Raw genomic sequence first — 19,093 nt, forward strand, 5'->3', positions numbered from 1 at the left:
CACCCCAAGCGTTCCGTATTTTCTCGATGGCTACAGGGAGGGCGTTCGACTGGCCAATGCTATTGGCCGATGAAACCAATGCCGCTCCGCGATGGGCAAGGCCCGTCACGCATTAGCCCTGGGCGCCCCATTCATATATCGGCCGGAGTGTGCCCCGCCCCCGGCCTCCGGCTGCGCCGGCGTTCGAGCCACCACAGCAGCGCCGATACCAGCAGCCACCCGACGAACCAGGGCCAGGAGGGCCCGCGGGCACCATCGTTGCTTGTGGCGCTGGGGGGAGACTGGGGCGCGGCTTGCAACTGCAGCATGGCGGTGCGGTTTTCGGCCGCTGCCAGCGCGCGGCCCGGGGTGGCGATGTGGAAGCGCCAGGCCTTGCCGCTGCTGGTAACGCTATGCCAGCCCGCCAGGCGGGGCCAATACCCCGCGCAGCCGGGGGCTGCCGGGTCGGCGAGCAGGGTCGTCGTCGCGCCGCCGGGGTCGGCGACTGTTGCCGGCAGGCTGAGGTCGCACAGTGCCAGTCGTCCGCCGGGTGGCCCGATGACCCTGGGTGGCGCGCCGGCCCGCGCGCGCGCGAGGGTTGCGAACAAGTGGCTCCACAGCCCGGCGTGGCGCTCGGCGGTGCCGGCGAGGGCGAGGATGTAGAGATCGGTGACCGGCCACAGTCCGATGCGGCCGCGGCCGCTGGCCCGCCAGGCGCCGAGCGGGGCATCGGCGGCGTCGCGGTCCAGGGTGACGGTGTCGCGCGGCAGCGGTCCGAGTTGTAGGGCAGTGGCTTCCGTCTCTCCCGCGCCAGCCAGACGGACGGGCACGACCGCCTTGCCGAGCGGCAGTCCGAGCGCCGCCCATTGCCGGCGGGTCGCATCGGGCACCGGTCCGGTGACGCGCAGCACGACGCCGAGGCCGCCGCGCACCGCCGCAAGCACGGCGCCACGCTGCTGGCCCGACAATGCCGCCCAGCTGCGTTCGTCGAGCACGAGCAGATCCTGGCGGGCCAGCGTTCCGGGATCGAGCCGGGCCGCGGCGTCGCCGATATCGAGGCCGGCGCCCGCGGCGACGCTGGCAGTGAGAACGATGCCCGCATCGGATGCCCAGCGGCGCAGATATTTGAGGTCGGGCCCCGCCGCGCCGGCGACGACGAGCACGCGCGGCGGCGCCGCGACCGTGGCATCGACCGGGACGACGACGGTTTCGACGACGGTTTTCGCCACGTCGCGGACGCGCAGGCTGAAGTCGGCAGGGCCGGCGACCCGCGCGGCGCCGGTCAGGACGAAGTCGCCGGAACGCGGCAGCACCGCGGTCGCGACCAGTGCGCCGGCCGGATCGCGCAGCTCGACACTGCCGCCGGGGACACCGCCGACGTTGCCGCCGACGCGGAAAGCGGCGCCGGGGGCGACCGCCGGAGGCAGCGCCAGCGCGTGGAGGCCCGGCGGCAGCGGTGCGGGGGCGAACTCGACTGGCAGCCCGGCGGCGACCTCGCGGTCGCGCGGCGGCAGGCCCTGGCCGATGACGCGCAGCCGGGCGGTGCCGGGGTAACGGCGCAGCGCAGTGCCGAGGTCGGGCACCCGCTCGGCGCCGGCCAGCGCCGGCGCTTCGGGCAGCGCGACCAGCGCGTCGCCCGCAGCGAGCGCATCGAGGCGGGGGGCATCGGCCGTGGCAACGACCAGCGTGCCGGCGCTGCCGGGCACGCGCGGCGGCTGCAAGGTGAGGAATAGCAGCCCGGCGGCGACGGGTTGCAGCGCTACCAGCAGCGCCAGCCGCCACCACGGCGCGCGGTCGGCGGCGGGCGCCCGCACCTGCCACAGCGCGAGGCGCGCCCAGGCGATGGCGACGCCGAGCGGCAGTAGCCCGGCGAGCAGCAGAGGCGGCGGCGTCGCGGTCATCGCAGCGCATCCAGATAGCGGCGGCCGGCCGCATCGCCGGTGGCGCGACGCTGCACCTGCGCGGGTGGGGTCGCCAGCGCCTGCCACAACAGGCCGCGCAGACGGTCGCGACAGGCGCGACAGCCGGGGTCGCGCGCGACGGTGTCGATGGCAGCGGCGAGGGCCAGCGGGTCGCCGACGCGGCCTCCGGCGCGGTCGATCCAGCGCTGCAGGGCGCCGAGCTGGACGTCGCCGGACCCGGCCAGCGCCCGCCAGGCCGCGGCGGGCACAGCGTCGATGTCGCCGGCTTCGCGGGGTGGCGGGGCCAGGCGTGGGCTGCCGAGAGTCTTGCGGTCACCGGTCAGGCGGCGGGCCGGGTCGATCGGCGGCAGGTCGGGGCCGGTGCGCGCCAGGTAAATGCGGGTCGCCTCCTGCACCTGCTTGATCAGGCGGAGCGCGACATAGGCGTGCGGCCGCGCCTGGTCGGGTGCGCTCTGCCGCAGATTGCGTTCCGATTCGAACATGGCGTCGAGCGCCTGGCGCAACAGCGTGCGGGTTTCGGGATCGATCAGGTTTGCGTCACCCTCAGCATGGGTGTGGCCAAATTCGGCGAGGACGTCGCTGGCGTTGCCGAAAACGGCCGATTTGGCCGGCGCATGGTCGTGGCCGTCGTCGAGTGCATGGCCGCTGGGTAGCGCCGCCGGCGCTTCGGCAGCGGGTTTCGGTTTGGCAACGGGGGCGTCGTTGGTCGGCAGCGACGGTTCCTCGCTGACTTCATCGCCCAGAAATCGCCCATAGCGCTGGCGCAGGATGCTCTGGTCGACGCCCAACGCGTTCGAACGCTGCGAAAAGCGATCCGCGGGTAGCCGGCGGCGCTCGCGTTGCAGCGCCTCGGCATCGATGATGATCTGGCGCTGACTGCGGAAATAGGCCGGCAGCACGGTCTTCACCATGCCGTCGAGACCGCTGCCCTGCACGCCCTGGTCGGGCGGCCAGCGCAGGATCAGGCTGGGGCCGCGCACCGCCTGGGGGCCTGGCTCGCGCATGTCGGTGACGATCAGCTGCGCGACGAGGTCGTTGCCGACCGTCAGGCCGAGCGCCGCGATGTCGAGGCTGGCGGAAAAGCGCCGCTTGCGCGCAGGTCCGCTGCCGGTAAGCGTGGTCGTGCGCTCCTGAAAGCTGATGTTTTCGCCTTCGCCCTTGGTGACGATCACGCGCAGGCGGGCGACCGCCGCTACGCCGTAATCGTCGCTCGCCTCGAAATTCAGCGTCCAGCGGCGCTGGCCGGACGTCTTCTGCGTCAGGGTTCGCTCGGGATCGAGGACGCGGATGACGGGCGGTGTGTCGCGGATCGCGTCGATCCGGTGCAGCAGTGGCAGCGCGGCGCCCCTGTCGCCGCTGCCGATGCGGTAGAGCATCGACCGGTCGAGCCCGCGCGTGAGGGTGAAGGTGTCGCCGCGCCGAGCGAGCTGGAGCCGCTCCCCGTTGAGAAGCGTCAGGACCACCGCACCTGGCGCGGGCCTGTACTCGATCGACCAGGAAAGACGCGAACCCACGGGCGCGCGGGCGTCGAGGCCGTTGATCGTCCGCGGCGGCAGGCCCGTATAAGCCGGCGGCACGATGCGGAGCTGCTGCGCCACCAGCTGTGGCGGGCCGCCGGGGACGGCAGCGACGTCGGGCCGGGCCGTCTCGCCGGAGCGCGCTGCCGGCCACAGCAGCGCGGCGGCGGCGATAACGAGGCCGGCGGTCCACGCGGCGGCAATGGCGCGGCCAGACCAGGCGGGGGCAAGCGCCGCGCCGGTTTCGTCGGCAAGCCGCGCCAGGAGCCGGGCGCGCTGAAGCTGCTGCAACGGGCCCAGCGCATCGGGGGCAGCGAGCAGCAGGTCGGTGCTGTCCTCCATGTCGGCGCGGCCGGCATCGAGGCGGCGGACGACCCAGCGCGCATCGAAGCGGCGGGCGCGATACACGGCGAGCCCGGCCGCCAGCGCCACGCCGAAAGCGAGGATGGCGAGGGCGGCGGCCATGCCCTGCCAGCGCCACGCCAGCCCGGCGGCGGCGAGGACCAGCGGCACGGCGACGGCAAGATCGTTGGCGATGCCGCGCCGGCGCGCGGGGGCGGCCAGAAGGGCGAGGTCGAACGGCGCGGTCACGGCGCCGGCGCCCGGGTGCGCCGTGTCGCCAGCCAGCGCTCCGCGATGAACAGCGCAGCGATCAGCAGGGCCAGCCAGGGCTGGAGATTGCGCGCCGGCTGCGGCCAGGCGGGGGCGCCGGTGACCGGACGCACGTCGCGAGCGGCGACGCGGGTCGGCAGCGGCGGTGCATCGCCGAGCAGCGCGGCGAGCTGGCGGGGAAAATCGGGATCGAGCAGAATCGGCAGGGCACCGGCGTCGAGCGGACGGGCGAAGCGCAGCAGGCGGCCCTTGCCGAGCGGGCGGGCGGTGGCGACCGCGGCGCCGGTCTCGTCGCGCCACACGACGGTATCGGCGGCGTTGCCGGCTTCGCTGTCTTGCGGGACGAGGGCGGTACCGCCGGCTTCGATCCAGGCGCGGACGGTGGCGGGGAGCGGGCCGGGAGCGAGCCAGGCGAGGACGCGCGGCGGGCGAGGCAGCGGCGCGTCGGGCGCGGCGGTATCGAAGGCCGGCGGCTGGCCGGGCGGCGTCCAGGCCGCGGCGGCGGCGCGAAGGTAGCGCAGGCCGCGATCGGGGCCGGACGGCTGGCGCAGGCTGAGCGAGGGCGGTGCGGCGCGCACCGGCGCGGGTGCCGCCATGGCGCCGGGCACGATCTGCCAGTCGACGCGGCGGGACAGGCGCGGGCGTTCGGCGTCGGCGCCTTGCAGCACGGTAGGGACGATGATGCGCAGCGGCACGCCGGGGGCAAGCTCGGCGTCGAGCTGGCGAACGAGGCTGAAGACGCTTGCCGCGGATGCCGGCTCGGGGGTGCGCGAGTCCGGAAAGCCGGGGGCGAGCCAGACGGCGCGCGTGCCCTCGGCGGGGGTTGCGCTCACCCCCGGCAGAACTGCCACCACGGGCGTGCGATCGGCGCTGCCCGGCAGCACCGGGAGCGCCAGCCACAGGACGACCAGCGCCAGCAGCAGCAGCCGCGCCGCCAGCAGCAGCCATTCGTCGAAGCGCAGGCGCGAGCGCGGGCGCGGTTTCTGCCGCAGCCATTGCAATGCCGCGAAATCGGTCGGCTGTGCCTCGCTGCGCCGCGCCAGATGGATGGCAAGCGGGATCGCCAGCGCCAGCAGCGCGGCCAGCGCCGCCGGCAGCAGCAGCACCGGCATCAGCGATACTCCGCCGCGGCCTGGGCGCCGAACAGGCGGCGCAACGGGATGTCGAGTTGCTCGTCAAGGAACAGCGCGGCGTGGCGGATCCCGAGACTGTCGAGCCGGGCATGGCGTTCGCTGCGCGCGGCACCGAAGCGCGCGAAAAATTCGTCACGCAGCGCGGCGCCGTCGCCGAGCAGCTCCTCGCCGGTTTCGGGATCGCGGAACCGGTAGCCGCCGCGGTAGGGAAAGTCGCGTTCGGTGACGGTCAGCACCTCGATTGCGACGACCTCGCGGCGCGCGGCAGCGAGGCGGGCGGCGAGATCGAGTGTCGCGGGATCGAAGAAATCGCTGATCATCACGACAAGATCGTGCGCGCCGACGCGGTCCCACAGCGGCGCCAACTGGCCGGGCGCAGGGAAGCCGCCGCCGGCGTCGAGCCGGCGCAGTTCGAGCGCGAGCCGGTCGCGCTGCCGGATCCCGCTGCCCGCAGCGAGCAAGGATAGGCCGGCATGCGAGAGCCCGATGAAGCCGAAGCGGTCGCCCTGTTGCATCGCCAGTTCAGCGGCGCAGGCGGCAAGGCTCCGCGCGGCGGCGAGGCGCGACCAGTCGGGCCGGCCGGGATCGGCCTGTGCCATCGAGGCGCTGGCATCGACCAGCAGCCACAGCGCCAGCGGGCTTTCGCGCTCGGATTCGCGCACGAAAAACCGGTCGGAACGCGCGTAGAGCTTCCAGTCGATGGCGCGCGGCTCGTCGCCGCGCTCGTAGGCGCGGAACTGCGCGAATTCGAGCCCCGCGCCGCGGCTGCGGCTGTGATGGAGGCCGATGCCCTGAAGGTCGACGGCGCGCCGCGCGGTGATGCGGAGGGTCTTGAGGCGATTGCGGACGGCCGGGGGGATAAGGTCGGGCGACACCGGGCTGCGGGTGTCAGGCCGCAGGATGCGGCACGCTGCCGAGCAGCGCGGCGATCACGTCGTCGGCGGACTTGTTCTCGGCTTCCGCGGCGAACGACAGCAGCAGCCGGTGGCGCATCACCGGGGCGGCCAGCGCCATGATGTCGTCGCGGGTGACGGCCAGCCGGCCCTGGAGCAGGGCCCGCGCCTTGGCGGCAAGGACCAGCGACTGGCCGGCGCGCGGGCCCGCGCCCCAGCGGACGTAGCTGTTGACCACTTGCGGCGCCCCCGTGCCGGGGCGGCTGGCGCGGACCAGCCGCGTGATCCAGGCGAGCAGGTCCTCGCCCAGATGGACGTCGCGGACCCAGCCCTGCAGCGCCAGCACGTCCTCGGCATGCATGACCTGCGGCACGACGGCGGCGCGGTTGCCGGTGGTCTGCGCGAGGATGTCGTGCTCCTCCTGCTCGGTCGGATACTCGACGCGGATCAGCAGCAGGAAGCGATCGAGCTGCGCCTCTGGCAGCGGATAGGTGCCGGCCTGTTCGAGCGGGTTCTGCGTCGCCAGCACGAAAAACGGTTTCGGCAGCTGATGCGTGACGCCGCCATAGCTGACGGTCTTTTCCTGCATCGCCTCGAGCAGCGCTGCCTGGGTCTTCGGCGGCGTGCGGTTCAGTTCGTCGGCGAGCAGGAGATTGGTGAACACCGGGCCGGGCTGGAAGCGGAAGTGGCGCTTGCCGGTGCCATGGTCTTCCTCGAGCAGTTCGGTGCCGAGAATGTCGCTCGGCATCAGGTCGGGCGTGAACTGGACGCGGCGGAATTCGAGCTCGAGCGCCTGACCGAGCGAGCGCACCAGCAGCGTCTTGCCGAGGCCGGGAACGCCTTCGAGAAGGCAATGCCCGCCCGCCAGAAGCCCGATGAGCAGCTGTTCGACGACATCCTCCTGCCCGACGATAGCCTGGGCGATGGCGGCGCGCAGGTCGTCGAGCCGGGCGAGCCGGGCCTTGATCTGCGCTTCGGTAACGGCGTCGGGCATCGGGTTCCGGTTCTCAGCTGTTCAGGGCGTACATGACGATATTGACCGCGAACTTGGTATTGTCTTCGGCAAGGAAGCGCTTGTTGCGCCAGTCGTAATCCCATTCGCAGCCATAATCCTTGTTGCTGTAGAGCACCCCAAGGCGGCCATCGATGGTGATGCCCTTCAGATAGTCGTGGACGAGGTCGTCGCCCCAGCCGTTCAGCTCGAAGCCGGTGGCGGGCGGTGCATCGAACTTGAAGAAGCTGCGCAGCAGCGGGTGGCGGGGCGGCAGTTTCTTCAGCGCCGCCGGACCGAAGATGCGCGCCATCTGGGCTTCGAACGACTTGGCGAACAGGCCGTCGATGTCGTGGTTGCAGTCGTCGACGAGGACGAAGCCGCCGTTCCGGACATAGCGTTCGAAGTTGCGGCGCTCGGCCGCGTCGAACTCGACGAGCTTGTGGCCGGCGAGATAGCAGAAGGGCGCGGTCAGCATCGCGGCATCGGACAAGGCGACGACATGCTCGCGCGGGTCGACCCGCAGGTTGGTATAGTCGATCAGCGCGGTGATCAGGTTCGACGGCATGCGCTGGTCGACATCCCAGTCGCCCGAATTGTAGCGCAGCCGCGTGAAGCGGAAGTCATAGGGCAACGCCCGGGGGGCGGCGGCGGGCAACGCCGCCATGGCGATGCCGGCGGCGGCCATGCGCAGGAAGCGGGCGCGGGAGATCACCACCGCGCCCGCAGCAAGATCAAACCGCGTCCGACAGCGAGGTGAAGGTGAAATCGCGCAGCTTCATCGGCGGGATCACCGTCACCATGTCGCCCTCGTCGGCGGAAACGCGGACCGGCTTGCCCAGCTCGTCGATGTTGTTGAGCATGATCACCGGCGACTCGTTGAAGCGGAAATTCTTCAGCGGATATTTGATCTGCCCGTTCTCGATGAAGAAGGTGCCGTCGCGCGTCAGCCCGGTCAGCAGCACGGTCTGCGGATCGACCATGCGGATGTACCAGGTGCGGGTGACCAGGATGCCGCGCTGCGTGCTGCGGACGAGGTCGGCGGTGCTGCGAGTGCCGCCGGCCATCAGCAGATTGCCGACCTGGCCGACGGGGCGCTTGCCCTGCTTCTGGGCCCAGAAGCGCGAATAGTTGAGGTTGGCGATCTTGCCGCCTTCGACCAGCGCCATCTTCTCGCGCGGCAGGCCGTCCTCGTCCCAAGGCATGACCTCGGCGCCGGGGTACCAGGGATCGGTGGTGAAGCTGACCCGCGGGTCATAGACCTGCTCGCCGATCTTGTTCCCGCCGCCCTTCTTCGACAGGAAGCTGCGGCCTTCATCGGCCTGGCGGGCGTCGAAGAAGCGCATCATGAACGTGATCAGCCCGGCGGCAGCGGCGGGTTCGAGGATGACGGTATACTTGCCGGGCTCGAGCGCGCGCGCATCGGCCGAGGCACTGGCCTTGCGCATCGCGGTGCGGATCTCATCGGCGGCGTTGAAGCTCGTCGAATCCTGAAGGTTGCGACCGACCCAGCCCGAGCCGCGGCCGTCTTCGGTGCGGACGGTGCAGGTGTAGTCGAGCGCCGTGCCGGTCTGGTAGCCATAGTTGCCGCGGCTGTTGGCAAAGGCGACGAAGCGGTTGGTGTCGGTCAGGAAGCCGGCGGCGATCAGCTTTTCGGCCTTGCACGGCGCGATCGACGCGTTGGCCATCTTGGCGCGATACTCGGGCGTGATCGCGGCGGTGGCGGCGCTGAAGGTGTTGGTGGGCCGATAGGTCTGCTTGGCGACAGCAGGGACGAACTCGGGGTTCTCCGGCGCCAGCCTTGCCAGATCCTCCGCCCGCCGCACGACGCGTTCCAGCGCCGCATCGTTGAACTCGTTGATCGTCGCGATGCCGACACGCTTGCCGAAGGCGACCTGCACGGCCAGTTCGGTGTCGGTGACGATGCCGCTGGTCGACACGTTGTTGAGGGCAAAGCGGATGTTGCCGGTGGTGGTGCCGGTGATCTGCGCCGTGCATTCGTCGGCCTTGGACATGGCGACGACCTTCAGCAGGATCGCCTTCAGCTCGGCTTCGGTGGGAAAGCTCATGTGTCTGGTCTCCTGCGCCGCAATCAGCCGAGCGAGCGGGCGGTGTTGATTACGTTGATGCCGTTGAAGCGGGCGGTGCTGGAGCCGTGGCTGACCGCCGAAACCTGCGACGGCTGGCCCTTCCCGTCGAAGAAGGAGCCGCCCAGGCGATAGTCGCTCTCGTCGCAAACCGCGCTGCACGCGTTCCAGAATTCCGGCGTGCGGATCTGGTAGGCGACATCCTCGATCTGGGCGCCGAGCTTGCCGTTCTTGATCTCGTAGAACAGCTGACCCCCGAACTGGGCGTTGTAGCGCTGCTGGTCGATCGAGAACGACCCGTCGCCGACGATGTAGATGCCGTTTTCGACGCCTGCGATCATGTCGGCGACGCCCAGTTTCGCCTTGCCCGGCTGCAGCGAGACATTCGCCATGCGCTGGAACTGCACGCTCGACCAGCTGTCGGCGTAGCAGCAGCCGTCGGATTCGGTCTTGCCGAGGATGTGCGCCTGGTCGCGGATCGACTGGTAGTCGACCAGCTTGCCGTCCTTGATCAGATCCCAGCGCTTGGTCTTCACGCCCTCGTCGTCATAGCCGACATGGCCGAGGCTGCCGACCTGCACCTTGTCGGCGAAGATGTTGACCTTGTCGCTGCCGTACTGGAAATTCTCCTTGCGCTTGTCGAGCGTCGCGAAGCTGGTGCCGGCGTAGTTGGCTTCGTAGCCGAGCACGCGGTCGAGCTCAAGCGGGTGGCCGACCGACTCATGGATGGTCAGCCAGGTGTGCGACGGGTCGAGCACGAGGTCGTACTTGCCGGGCTTGACCGACGGCGCGGTCAGCTTGGCACGGGCCTGCTTGGCCGCGGCAATGGCGTCTTCCTTCATGTCGTACGAATTGCCGTAGTTGATGACGCCGTTCGGCGACACGAACTTCCCCGAGGCGGCGCCGTCGAGATATTCGAACCCCATCCCCATCGGCGACGACAGGCCTTCGCGCGTGCGGAACTTGCCGCTGGCCTTGTCGATCGCCGTCGCCGTCATCGGCGCCCAGATACGGTGGACATCCTGGTCGATGTACGAGCCGTCGGTGCTCGCGAAATACTTCTGCTCGTTGACGAGGAAGAGGATCGAATTGACGAAATCGGCGCCCGCCGCCAGCGCCGCAGCGTTGACCTGCAGCAGCATGTCGACCTTGTCCTTGATCGGCACTTCCATCGAATTCTTGACGATCGGCGTCTTCCACGACACTTCGCCGACGCCCTTGACCGGGGCCAGCCGGACCGGTGCGGTCTGGCTTCCGGAATTGGCCTTGGCGATGGCGGTGGCCTGTCTTGCGGCTGCGGCGACGCCGTCGACGCTCAGGTCGTTGGTTGCGGCAAAGCCCCACGCGCCGTTGGCGATGACGCGGATGCCGACGCCGGTCGATTCGGTGTTGACGACGTTCTCGACGTTGGCTTCGCGGGTGATGACGAACTGGCGCAGGTAGCGGCCGACGCGGACGTCGCAGTAGCTGGCGCCGGCGCCGGTCGCGGCGGTCAGCGCCGCATCGGCCAGCCGCTTCTTGATGGCCACATCCATCGTCGATTGCAGCGCCTCCGCGGCGATCGCGCGACCGAACGCCGACGGTATGACGAGCCCGCCGCCGACCAGGCCGGTGACCGCCAGGAAATCACGTCTCAACAAGGCATTTCTCCCCCAGTGCAGGCCCCTGACCGGACCCGGCCGCGCAATGACCGCATGCAGGCGAACCCAGCCGCGGCGCAGGCCGTCGACTATATTCGACGCTTGCGACAGTCATCGCCGCTCGGCTGGGCCGCGTCAATTATCCGCATGCCTCAGCCCAGCGAGCGCGCTGTGTTGATGACGTTTATACCGTCGAACCGCGCGGTGCTCGATCCGTGGCTGACCGCCGAGGATTGCGAGGGCTGACCCTTGCCGTCGGAGAAGGTGCCCCCGAGCCGATAGTCGCTGGCGTCGCAGATGGCGGTGCAGGCGTTCCAGAATTCCGGCGTGCGGATCTGGTAGGCGACATCCTCGATCTGGGCGCCCAGCTTTCCGTTCTTGATCTCATAGAACAGCTGGCCGCCGAACTGGGCGTTATAGCGCTGCTGGTCGATCGAGTAGGAACCGCGGCCCAGCATGTAGATGCCGTTGTCGACCCCGGCGATCATGTCGGCGACGCTCATCTTCGCCTTGCCCGGTTGCAGCGAGACATTGGCCATGCGCTGGAACTGCACGCTCGACCAGCTGTCGGCGTAGCAGCAGCCATCGGATTCGGTCTTGCCGAGGATATGCGCCTGGTCGCGGACCGACTGGTAATCCACGAGCTTGCCGTTCTTGATCAGGTCCCAGCGCTTGGTCTTCACGCCCTCGTCGTCGTAGCCGACATGGCCGAGGCTGCCGGGTTCGGTCTTGTCTGCAGTGAAATTGACCTTGTCGCTGCCGTACTGGAAGCCCGCGTCGCGCTTGTCGATCGTGGCAAAGCTCGTGCCTGCGTAGTTGGCTTCATAGCCGAGCACGCGGTCGAGCTCGAGCGCATGGCCGACCGACTCATGGATCGTCAGGAAGCTGTGCGACGGGTCGAGCACGAGGTCGTACTTGCCGGGCTTCACCGACGGCGCGGTCAGCTTGGCGCGGGCCTGTCTGGCCGCGGCGATCGCGTCGGCCCTCATGTCGTAGCTGGTGCCATAGGCGACGACGCCATTGGGCATCTCCTGGCGACCCTCGGCGGCGCCGTCGAGAAATTCGAAACCCATGCCCATCGGTGCAGCGAGGCTGTTGCGGGTACGGAACTTGCCGCTCGCCTTGTCGATGGCGGTGGCGGTGAACGGCGCCCAGATGCGGTGGATGTCCTGGTCGATGTACGAGCCGTCGGTGCTGGCGAAATACTTCTGCTCGTTGATGAGGAAGAGCGACGAACTGATGAAGTCGGCGCCGGCTGCCATCGCCGCGGCGTTGACCTGCAGCAGCATCTCGACCTTGTCCTTCGGCGGCACGGCCATGCCGTTCTTGACGATCGGCGTCTTCCACGACACCTCGCCGACGCCCTTCACTGGCGCCAGTTTGACCGGTGCAGTCTGGCTGGCGGCATTGGCCGTGGCGATGGCCGTCGCCTGGCGCGCTGCGGCGGCGACGCCGTCGTTGCTCAGGTCGTTGGTCGCGGCAAAGCCCCAGGCGCCATTGGCGATCACCCGGACGCCGACGCCGGTCGATTCGGTATTCACGACGTTCTGGACCGTCGCCTCGCGGGTGACGACGATCTGGCGCAGGTAGCGGCCGATGCGGACGTCGCAATAGGTGGCGCCCGCTGCGGTTGCAGCGCCAAGCGCGACGTCGGCGAGGCGCTTCTTAACCGCGACATCGATGGTCGACAGCAGCGCCTCGGCGGCGATCGCCTTGCCGAAGGCGGACGGTACCACGAGACCGCCGCCGACAAGGCCGGCGGCCGCCAGAAAATTGCGTCGCAGCACGGCAGTTCTCCTTGTCGGTGGTGATTAGCTGCCGACCGTGGGTCCCGCAAACGCCAAGTGCCCGTCGTTCTTCGGAAACGACCGGCGCAGGCTCCGCCGCCGCTGATGCGCTTCTTTGGATCGTACTGTTACGCCGCGCCGGCCAGGCGACGAGCAGAGCACGCTGATGGGAAGAAGGGCGGCACGGCGCCCCGATGTTGGGCATGGGGCACCGTGCCTACCGAGCCCTACACTTTGAGGAACAGGACCCAGGTGTAACGACTATCGATAATCCGCCGCCTTATTGCAATCCGCAAAGCGACTAAAACCGCCATAAACTCAACAAGTTACGCGAACGAAACGGTCGTTCGTAGTAGGCACGGAAAGACCGCCAGGCGCGAGTTCCCTCGGCGGCCTGGCGGTTGAATCAGAGACGATGCGTCGTTGGTTAGGCGGTCAGGCCCGGGCCGCCGCGCGACCGGAGCGGCGGACGGCCAGACCGGTGAACGCGAAGCCCAGGATCATCATGAGCCAGCTCGACGGCTCGGGGACGCCCGGAACGGCGTCGAGCGTGTCAAAGACCAGATTGTCGATGCCGCTGTTGAACGCGTCCGGCCCGATCTGCAGGATGAAGCCATTGGCGACATTGTAGGACACGAACTCGTTGCGCTCATGGCCGACCCCGGGGGCGACGACGTCATAGGCTTCGAGCGGGTTGTACTGCAGGTCGAACAGATGGACCGACGTGTTACGGTTGGTGCGGAACCAGCCGGCGATGTCGAAGGCGGTGAAGGACAGGCCGCGCTGCCCCAAGGGCTCGATGCGGATCTCGGTCACACCTTCCTCGACGGACGCATAGGCGATGCCCTGCAGGTCGCCGTAATCGGTGCTCCAGAAGCGCACGAACGGGTCGATCAGGGCGGTGGCGCCAACGCCGGCGCGCGTCGCATAGGTGACGTTGAAGTCGGCGGTATCGCCATAGTCCTGGCTGATGACCGAACCATCGGCGCACGCTGTCAGGCCGCAGGCCGTATCGGCGTCGAAGGTCAGCGTCGTCACGGCCTGAGCCGCCGAAGACAGGCACAAAGCCGCAGCAAGAATCGCAAATTTAATACGCATACATACGCTCCCGAAACACATGTTAATTACATGCAATAACTAGGCCATTTCGTTACTGCAATCTTTTCAACACCTTAGCCCAGATCGATTTTCGGGACTGTAAAATCTGCCGACATTCCAATGGGCGGCGCAAGCTGGGCCTGGACAAGCGAACGCCCGGGCCACTTTCGTGACCCGGGCGCTTGCCGTGCATTGCTGGCTTAGAACCCGAGCGTGAAGGTCGCCTTGACGCCGTTGTCGCTGTTGTTCTTGCCGATGACGCCGCTGTAGCCGACGCCGAGCGAGGCCGTCGTGCCGAGGCGGAAGTCGACACCCGCCTCGCCAACGAAGCTGCTCTTGTCGAGCGCCACGCCGCGGATGGCGGCATAGCTCGACGTGCCCTGGAACGCCGACAGTGCCACCGGACCCCGGTCGCCGCTGACGTTCTGGTAGCCGGCCGAGCCGCGCAGCGTCGCCGAGCCGCCCAGCGAGGTGCTACCACGCAGACCCACCGAAGCGACGGTGATGTCATACTTGGCATCGAGCTGCGTCAGAGCCGCGAAACCGCCCGCTTCGCTGTACCCGTCGAGGTCGTACTTAACGTACGCCAAGCGGGCAAACGGCTCGATCCGCACGGCTTCGGTCGCCGCCAGGTCATAGGCCACTTCGCCGAAGACCTGATAGACGGTGCCGTCGGTGTCGCCGGTCAGCGACTGGGCGATCCCAGCCGTGCCGATGGTGCGCGAGGTCTCGCCCTTCACGCTGCTGATCGCGGCACCCGCACCGAGCGCGAAGCCGCCCGCCGGGCGATAGCCGACGTAGAGACCACCACCGGTGCTCTCGACCTTGCCCTCGCCCAGCGACTGGGTCTCGACGTCCGACTCGATGTAGTTGAACAGCGCGCCGACCTTCACGTCGCCGAAGCTGTAGTCGATGCCGGCAATGATGCCCTTGGCCTCGATGTCAAGCGCTGCGCCATTGCCGTCGCTGTCGGTGTCGGTCCACGACCCGATGGCGCGACCCCAGAGCGTCGTCGCACGATCGCCGTTGGTCGTCGTCGTCGCGGCATCGCCGTCACGCAGCGCCGCCCCGAGCCGGTCGAACGCGGCTTCGCGAACGTGGCGCGTGTCGGCAAGTGCCGTACGGCTGTTCGCGGCACCGATCTCGCCGGTGAACTGGTTCAGCGAGGCGGTCAGTGCCGCGCCGTTCTGGAGGAACAGCCCGAAGAAGCTCTGCGGGTTGAACCCACCGGCGACGGCGGCGTCGAGCGCACCGGCGATGGCGTTGGTGTTCGCCGTGCCGCCGGCACCCTGCAGCGTCACGATCGACGCGGGGGCAAGGCGCAGCACGACGTCGTTGGCGCCGTAGGTCACCGTCGGGTTGAACGCTTGGCCGAACTGCGTGAAGCTGGTCGTCCCGAACGTGCCCGTGCGGCCGCCCGTTGCCGTCAGCAGCGTGTAGCTGGTGTTGAACAGCGGCGTGCCGCTCGGCGTGATCAGCAGGTTGGCGCCGCCGAGGCTCGCCGTGCCGTTGACCGTGAGCCGATCGGCGGTTGCGCCGACGTCGACCGCGAAGGTCGACCCTGCCTGGAAGGTCGCGTTGCCGTTGACCGTCAGCGTGCCGATCGCACCTGCGGTCGCGCCCGGCGATACGGTCGAGCCCGACTGCGCGGTGAACGAACCAACCGTGCCCGTACCCGCCAGCGTGCCGCCCGAAGCGACCGTGATCGGCCCCAGGACCGAACCCGCGACCGTCAGGGTGCCCGCGCCGACGGTGGTGCCGCCGGTGTAGGTGTTGGCGGCGCCCAGCACTAGATTACCCGTGTTGACCTTGGTGATGCTGCCCGCGCCGCTGATCACGCCGTTCAGCGTGAAGGTGCCCGTGCCGCTGTCGATGCGGCCGGCAGCCGTCGTCTGGACGGCGTTGGTGAGCGTCAGTCCGGTGACCCCCGCAGCCAGCGTCGCGCCGTTGTTAATGGCGATCGCGCCCGAACCCGCGGCGGTGTTGGTGCCGACGGTGACGGTGCCCTGGTTGATGCCCAGGTTCACGAAGCTGTTGTTGCCGTTGAGGACGAGGTTGCCCGTGCCGATCTGCGAGATCGACCCGGCGCCCGAGATCACGCCGTTGACCGTGAACGTGCCTGCACCCGAGTTGATGCGGCCGCTACCGGTGGTGAAGATCTGGTTGGTGATGGTCAGACCCGACACGCCGGCCGCGAGGATGGCGCCATTGTTGATGGCGATCGAGCCGATGCCCCCCGCCGTATTGGTGCCGAGCGTCACCGTGCCCTGGTTGATGCCCAGGTTGGTGAAGCTGTTCGCACCGTTCAGCACGAGGTTGCCCGTGCCGACCTGCGAGATCGACCCGGCGCCCGTGATCGGGCCGTTCAGCGTGAACGTGCCCGCGCCCGAATTGACGCGACCGCCGCCCGTGGTGACGATGGCATTGGCGAGCGTCAGCCCGCTGACGCCGGCAGCGAGGATGCCGCCTTCGTTGATCGCGATTGCGCCGACACCGGCGGCGGTGTTGGTGCCGACGGTGACCGTGCCCTGGTTGATGCCCAGGTTCACGAAGCTGTTGTTGCCGTTCAGCACGAGGTTGCCGGTACCGATCTGGCTGATCGAGCCCGCGCCCGCGATGTTGCCGTTCAGCGTGAACACGCCCGCACCGCTGTCGATGCGAGCACCGCCGGTGGTGATGATCCCGTTCGTCAGCGTCAGGCCCGACACGCCGGCAGCGAGAATGCCGCCGTTGTTAATCGCGATGCCGCCGACGCCCGCCGCGGTGTTGGTGCCGACCGTCACGCGGCCCGCATTGATGCCGAGGTTCACGAAGCTGTTGTTGCCGTTTAGAACGAGGTTGCCCGTGCCGATCGAGCTGATCGAGCCGGCACCCGCAATGTTGCCGTTCAGCGTGAAGACGCCCGACCCCTGGTCGATGCGCGCACCGCCCGTGGTGACGATTGCGTTGGCGATCGTCAGGCCCGACACGCCGGCGGCGAGGATACCGCCGTCGTTGATCGCGATACCGCCGATGCCGGCGGCAGTGTTGGTGCCGAGCGTCACACGGCCCTGGTTGATGCCCAGGTTCACGAAGCTGTTGTTGCCGTTGAGGACAAGGTTGCCCGTGCCGATCTGCGAGATCGAGCCAGCACCACCGATGTTGCCGTTCAGCGTGAACACGCCAGCGCCGCTGTCGATGCGACCGCCGCCCGTGGTCACGATGGCGTTGGTGATCGTCAGACCCGACACGCCGGCGGCGAGGATCGCACCATCGTTGATCGCGATGCCGCCGACGCCTGCTGCGGTGTTGGTGCCAAGCGTCACGGTGCCCTGATTGATGCCGAGGTTGGTGAAGCTGTTGTTGCCGTTAAGCACGAGATTACCCGTGCCGATCGCGCTGATCGAACCGGCACCGCCGATGTTTCCGGCGAGGGTGAAGGTGCCTGCACCTTGATCGACGCGGCCGCCGCCCGTGGTGACGATGTCGTTCGTCAGCGTCAGGCCAGAGACACCCGCCGCGAGGATCGCGCCGTCGTTCAGCGCGATGCCGCCGCTGCCTGCTGCAGTGTTGCTGCCGACAGTCACCGTGCCGGCATTGATGCCGAGGTTCACGAAGCTGTTGTTGCCGTTGAGCACGAGATTCCCCGCGCCAATCGAGCTGATCGAGCCGGCGCCCGCGATATCGCCGTTCAGCGTAAAGGTACCGGGGCCCTGGTCGACACGACCGCTGCCCGTGGTGAAGACGGCGTTCGCCAGGACCAGGCCGTCGGCGCCCGCCGCGAGGATCGCGCCGTCGTTGATGATGATCGCGCCGCTGCCAGCTGCAGTGTTGGTGCCGACGGTCACCGTGCCCAGGTTGATACCCAGGTTCACGAAGCTGTTGTTGCCGTTCAGGATCAGGTTTCCGGTGCCGATCTGGCTGATCGACCCCGCGCCCGCGATATCGCCGTTCAGCGTGAACGTGCCGGGGCCCGAATCGACACGACCGCCGCCCGTGGTGAAGACATCGTTCGCGAGGACGAGGCCATCGGCGCCCGCCGCAAGGATCGCGCCGTCATTGATGATGATCGCACCGCTGCCGGCGGCGGTGTCGGTGCCAACGGTCACCGTGCCTTGGTTGATGCCCAAGTTCACGAAGCTGTTGTTGCCGTTCAGCACGAGATTACCCGTGCCGATCTGCGAGATCGAGCCTGCGCCGGAGATGTCGCCGTCGAGCGTGAAGATGCCCGGGCCCGAGTTGACGCGGCCGCCGCCCGTCGTGAAGATGTCATTGGCAAGCGCCAGGCCATTGGCGCCGGCGGCGAGGATCGCGCCATCGTTGATCGCGATCGCGCCGATGCCTGCTGCGGTGTTGGTGCCGACCGTCACCGTGCCGGCATTGATGCCGAGGTTCACGAAGCTGTTGTTGCCGTTTAGCACGAGGTTGCCCGCGCCGATCGAGCTGATCGAGCCGGCGCCCGCGATATCGCCGTTCAGTGTGAAGGTGCCGGGACCCTGGTCGACGCGGCCGCTGCCCGTGGTGAAGATCGCATTGGCGAGAGCCAGGCCATCCGCGCCGGCTGCGAGGATCGCGCCGTCGTTGATCGCGATGGCGCCGACGCCTGCTGCGGTGTTGGTGCCGACGGTCACCGTGCCGGCGTTGATGCCGAGGTTGGTGAAGCTGTTGTTGCCGTTGAGCACGAGGTTGCCCGCGCCGGTCGCGCTGATCGACCCGGCGCCCGAAATGTCACCGGCAAGCGTGAAGGTGCCAGGCCCCTGATTGATCCGGCCGTTGCCCGCGGTCGAGATGGCGTTCGTCACGACGAGGCCGTCCGCTTCGGCGTCCAGACCCGTGTTGTCGGCGAGAGCGACATCGCCCAGGCCCAGTGCCTGGTTGTTGCCGACGCCGATCGTGCCGGCATTGATCGAGAACAGGCCGGAAAAGGTGTTCGCGGCAGTCAGGTTCAGCTTCCCGACGCCAAGCTTCTGAAGCGGACGCGAGCCACCGGTTTCCGAGATTACGCCCGTCTGGGTTGCCGTCCCCGTCGAGACGCGGACGACCGAGGTGTCGTCATCCAGCACGATGGGCGTGGCGCGGGTCGAGCCGTCGGCGTAGTTGACGACGACCGCCGATGCTGCCGCGCTGCCCAGCAGCAGTCCGAGCAGCGAGCCGTGCGCAACCGCCCGGAACGGTGCAAAAAACGGAACCGTCGTGAGATTGTTGAGCTTAAGCATAGCTACCCCGCGGATAAGACTGTTGTGAACCGAACCTGTATGGCCGGATTGCGCATGAAACAACAGAGAAGTTGGGTTCTAAGCGATAAACCTGCGTTAATCTGCGGCCTGCAAGCCACAGCATCAAATCATTCCGCCAACGCAACGGAATGAGCTCTTGTATGAACGGCGTGTCGAGGATGTCGATTTCTAGATGTAGCCGGGCATATACTCACTCATACTGTCATAAAGATTATCAA

Annotated in this window: 11 protein-coding genes; all 11 read right to left on the reverse strand. The window is 68.4% G+C overall.

The window, feature by feature from the left end; genetic code table 11:
* Positions 1-131: 131 nt before the first annotated feature.
* Complete coding sequence (locus tag FMM06_RS00440; RefSeq protein ID WP_143554263.1) at positions 132-1,880, reverse strand: carboxypeptidase regulatory-like domain-containing protein; 1,749 nt, start codon at positions 1,878-1,880, stop codon at positions 132-134.
* Complete coding sequence (locus tag FMM06_RS00445; protein WP_143554264.1) at positions 1,877-4,009, reverse strand: DUF4175 family protein; 2,133 nt, start codon at positions 4,007-4,009, stop codon at positions 1,877-1,879. The genes FMM06_RS00440 and FMM06_RS00445 overlap by 4 nt, the downstream gene beginning before the upstream one ends.
* Positions 4,006-5,142: a BatA domain-containing protein gene (locus FMM06_RS00450; protein WP_235888981.1), complete on the reverse strand. Its 1,137-nt coding sequence runs from the start codon at positions 5,140-5,142 to the stop codon at positions 4,006-4,008. Before FMM06_RS00450 ends, FMM06_RS00445 begins: the two co-directional genes overlap by 4 nt.
* The gene (locus FMM06_RS00455; protein ID WP_143554266.1) at positions 5,142-6,038 is read right to left on the reverse strand and encodes a DUF58 domain-containing protein; all 897 of its coding nucleotides are present in this window, start codon (positions 6,036-6,038) and stop codon (positions 5,142-5,144) included. Before FMM06_RS00455 ends, FMM06_RS00450 begins: the two co-directional genes overlap by 1 nt.
* Before the next feature lie 13 nt (positions 6,039-6,051).
* Positions 6,052-7,050: an AAA family ATPase gene (locus FMM06_RS00460; protein ID WP_143554267.1), complete on the reverse strand. Its 999-nt coding sequence runs from the start codon at positions 7,048-7,050 to the stop codon at positions 6,052-6,054.
* Positions 7,051-7,063: 13 nt separating this feature from the next.
* On the reverse strand, positions 7,064-7,762 hold the full coding sequence (locus FMM06_RS00465; RefSeq protein ID WP_235888983.1) for a DUF4159 domain-containing protein: 699 nt from the start codon (positions 7,760-7,762) through the stop codon (positions 7,064-7,066).
* 19 nt (positions 7,763-7,781) lie between these two features.
* On the reverse strand, positions 7,782-9,116 hold the full coding sequence (locus FMM06_RS00470; protein ID WP_143554268.1) for a TldD/PmbA family protein: 1,335 nt from the start codon (positions 9,114-9,116) through the stop codon (positions 7,782-7,784).
* 23 nt (positions 9,117-9,139) lie between these two features.
* Complete coding sequence (locus FMM06_RS00475; protein ID WP_143554269.1) at positions 9,140-10,774, reverse strand: TldD/PmbA family protein; 1,635 nt, start codon at positions 10,772-10,774, stop codon at positions 9,140-9,142.
* 152 nt (positions 10,775-10,926) lie between these two features.
* The gene (locus FMM06_RS00480; RefSeq protein ID WP_143554270.1) at positions 10,927-12,561 is read right to left on the reverse strand and encodes a TldD/PmbA family protein; all 1,635 of its coding nucleotides are present in this window, start codon (positions 12,559-12,561) and stop codon (positions 10,927-10,929) included.
* A 435-nt stretch (positions 12,562-12,996) separates the two neighbouring features.
* Positions 12,997-13,659: a PEPxxWA-CTERM sorting domain-containing protein gene (locus FMM06_RS00485; RefSeq protein ID WP_185964981.1), complete on the reverse strand. Its 663-nt coding sequence runs from the start codon at positions 13,657-13,659 to the stop codon at positions 12,997-12,999.
* A 200-nt stretch (positions 13,660-13,859) separates the two neighbouring features.
* A complete protein-coding gene (locus FMM06_RS00490) occupies positions 13,860-18,854 on the reverse strand; it encodes a beta strand repeat-containing protein (protein ID WP_143554272.1) in 4,995 nt (1,664 codons plus the stop codon).
* Positions 18,855-19,093: the final 239 nt, after the last annotated feature.

Origin of the sequence: Glacieibacterium frigidum (genome assembly GCF_007097155.1) — a bacterium.
Lineage (GTDB): Bacteria > Pseudomonadota > Alphaproteobacteria > Sphingomonadales > Sphingomonadaceae > Glacieibacterium > Glacieibacterium frigidum.

What these genes read in the sequence shown, in the direction of transcription:
- FMM06_RS00460 (WP_143554267.1), bottom strand. Translation starts at nt 7,050, where the DNA reads ATGCCCGACGCCGTTACCGAAGCGCAGATCAAGGCCCGGCTCGCCCGG.
- FMM06_RS00450 (WP_235888981.1), bottom strand. Translation starts at nt 5,142, where the DNA reads ATGCCGGTGCTGCTGCTGCCGGCGGCGCTGGCCGCGCTGCTGGCGCTG.
- FMM06_RS00485 (WP_185964981.1), bottom strand. Translation starts at nt 13,659, where the DNA reads ATGCGTATTAAATTTGCGATTCTTGCTGCGGCTTTGTGCCTGTCTTCG.
- FMM06_RS00470 (WP_143554268.1), bottom strand. Translation starts at nt 9,116, where the DNA reads ATGAGCTTTCCCACCGAAGCCGAGCTGAAGGCGATCCTGCTGAAGGTC.
- FMM06_RS00490 (WP_143554272.1), bottom strand. Translation starts at nt 18,854, where the DNA reads ATGCTTAAGCTCAACAATCTCACGACGGTTCCGTTTTTTGCACCGTTC.
- FMM06_RS00440 (WP_143554263.1), bottom strand. Translation starts at nt 1,880, where the DNA reads ATGACCGCGACGCCGCCGCCTCTGCTGCTCGCCGGGCTACTGCCGCTC.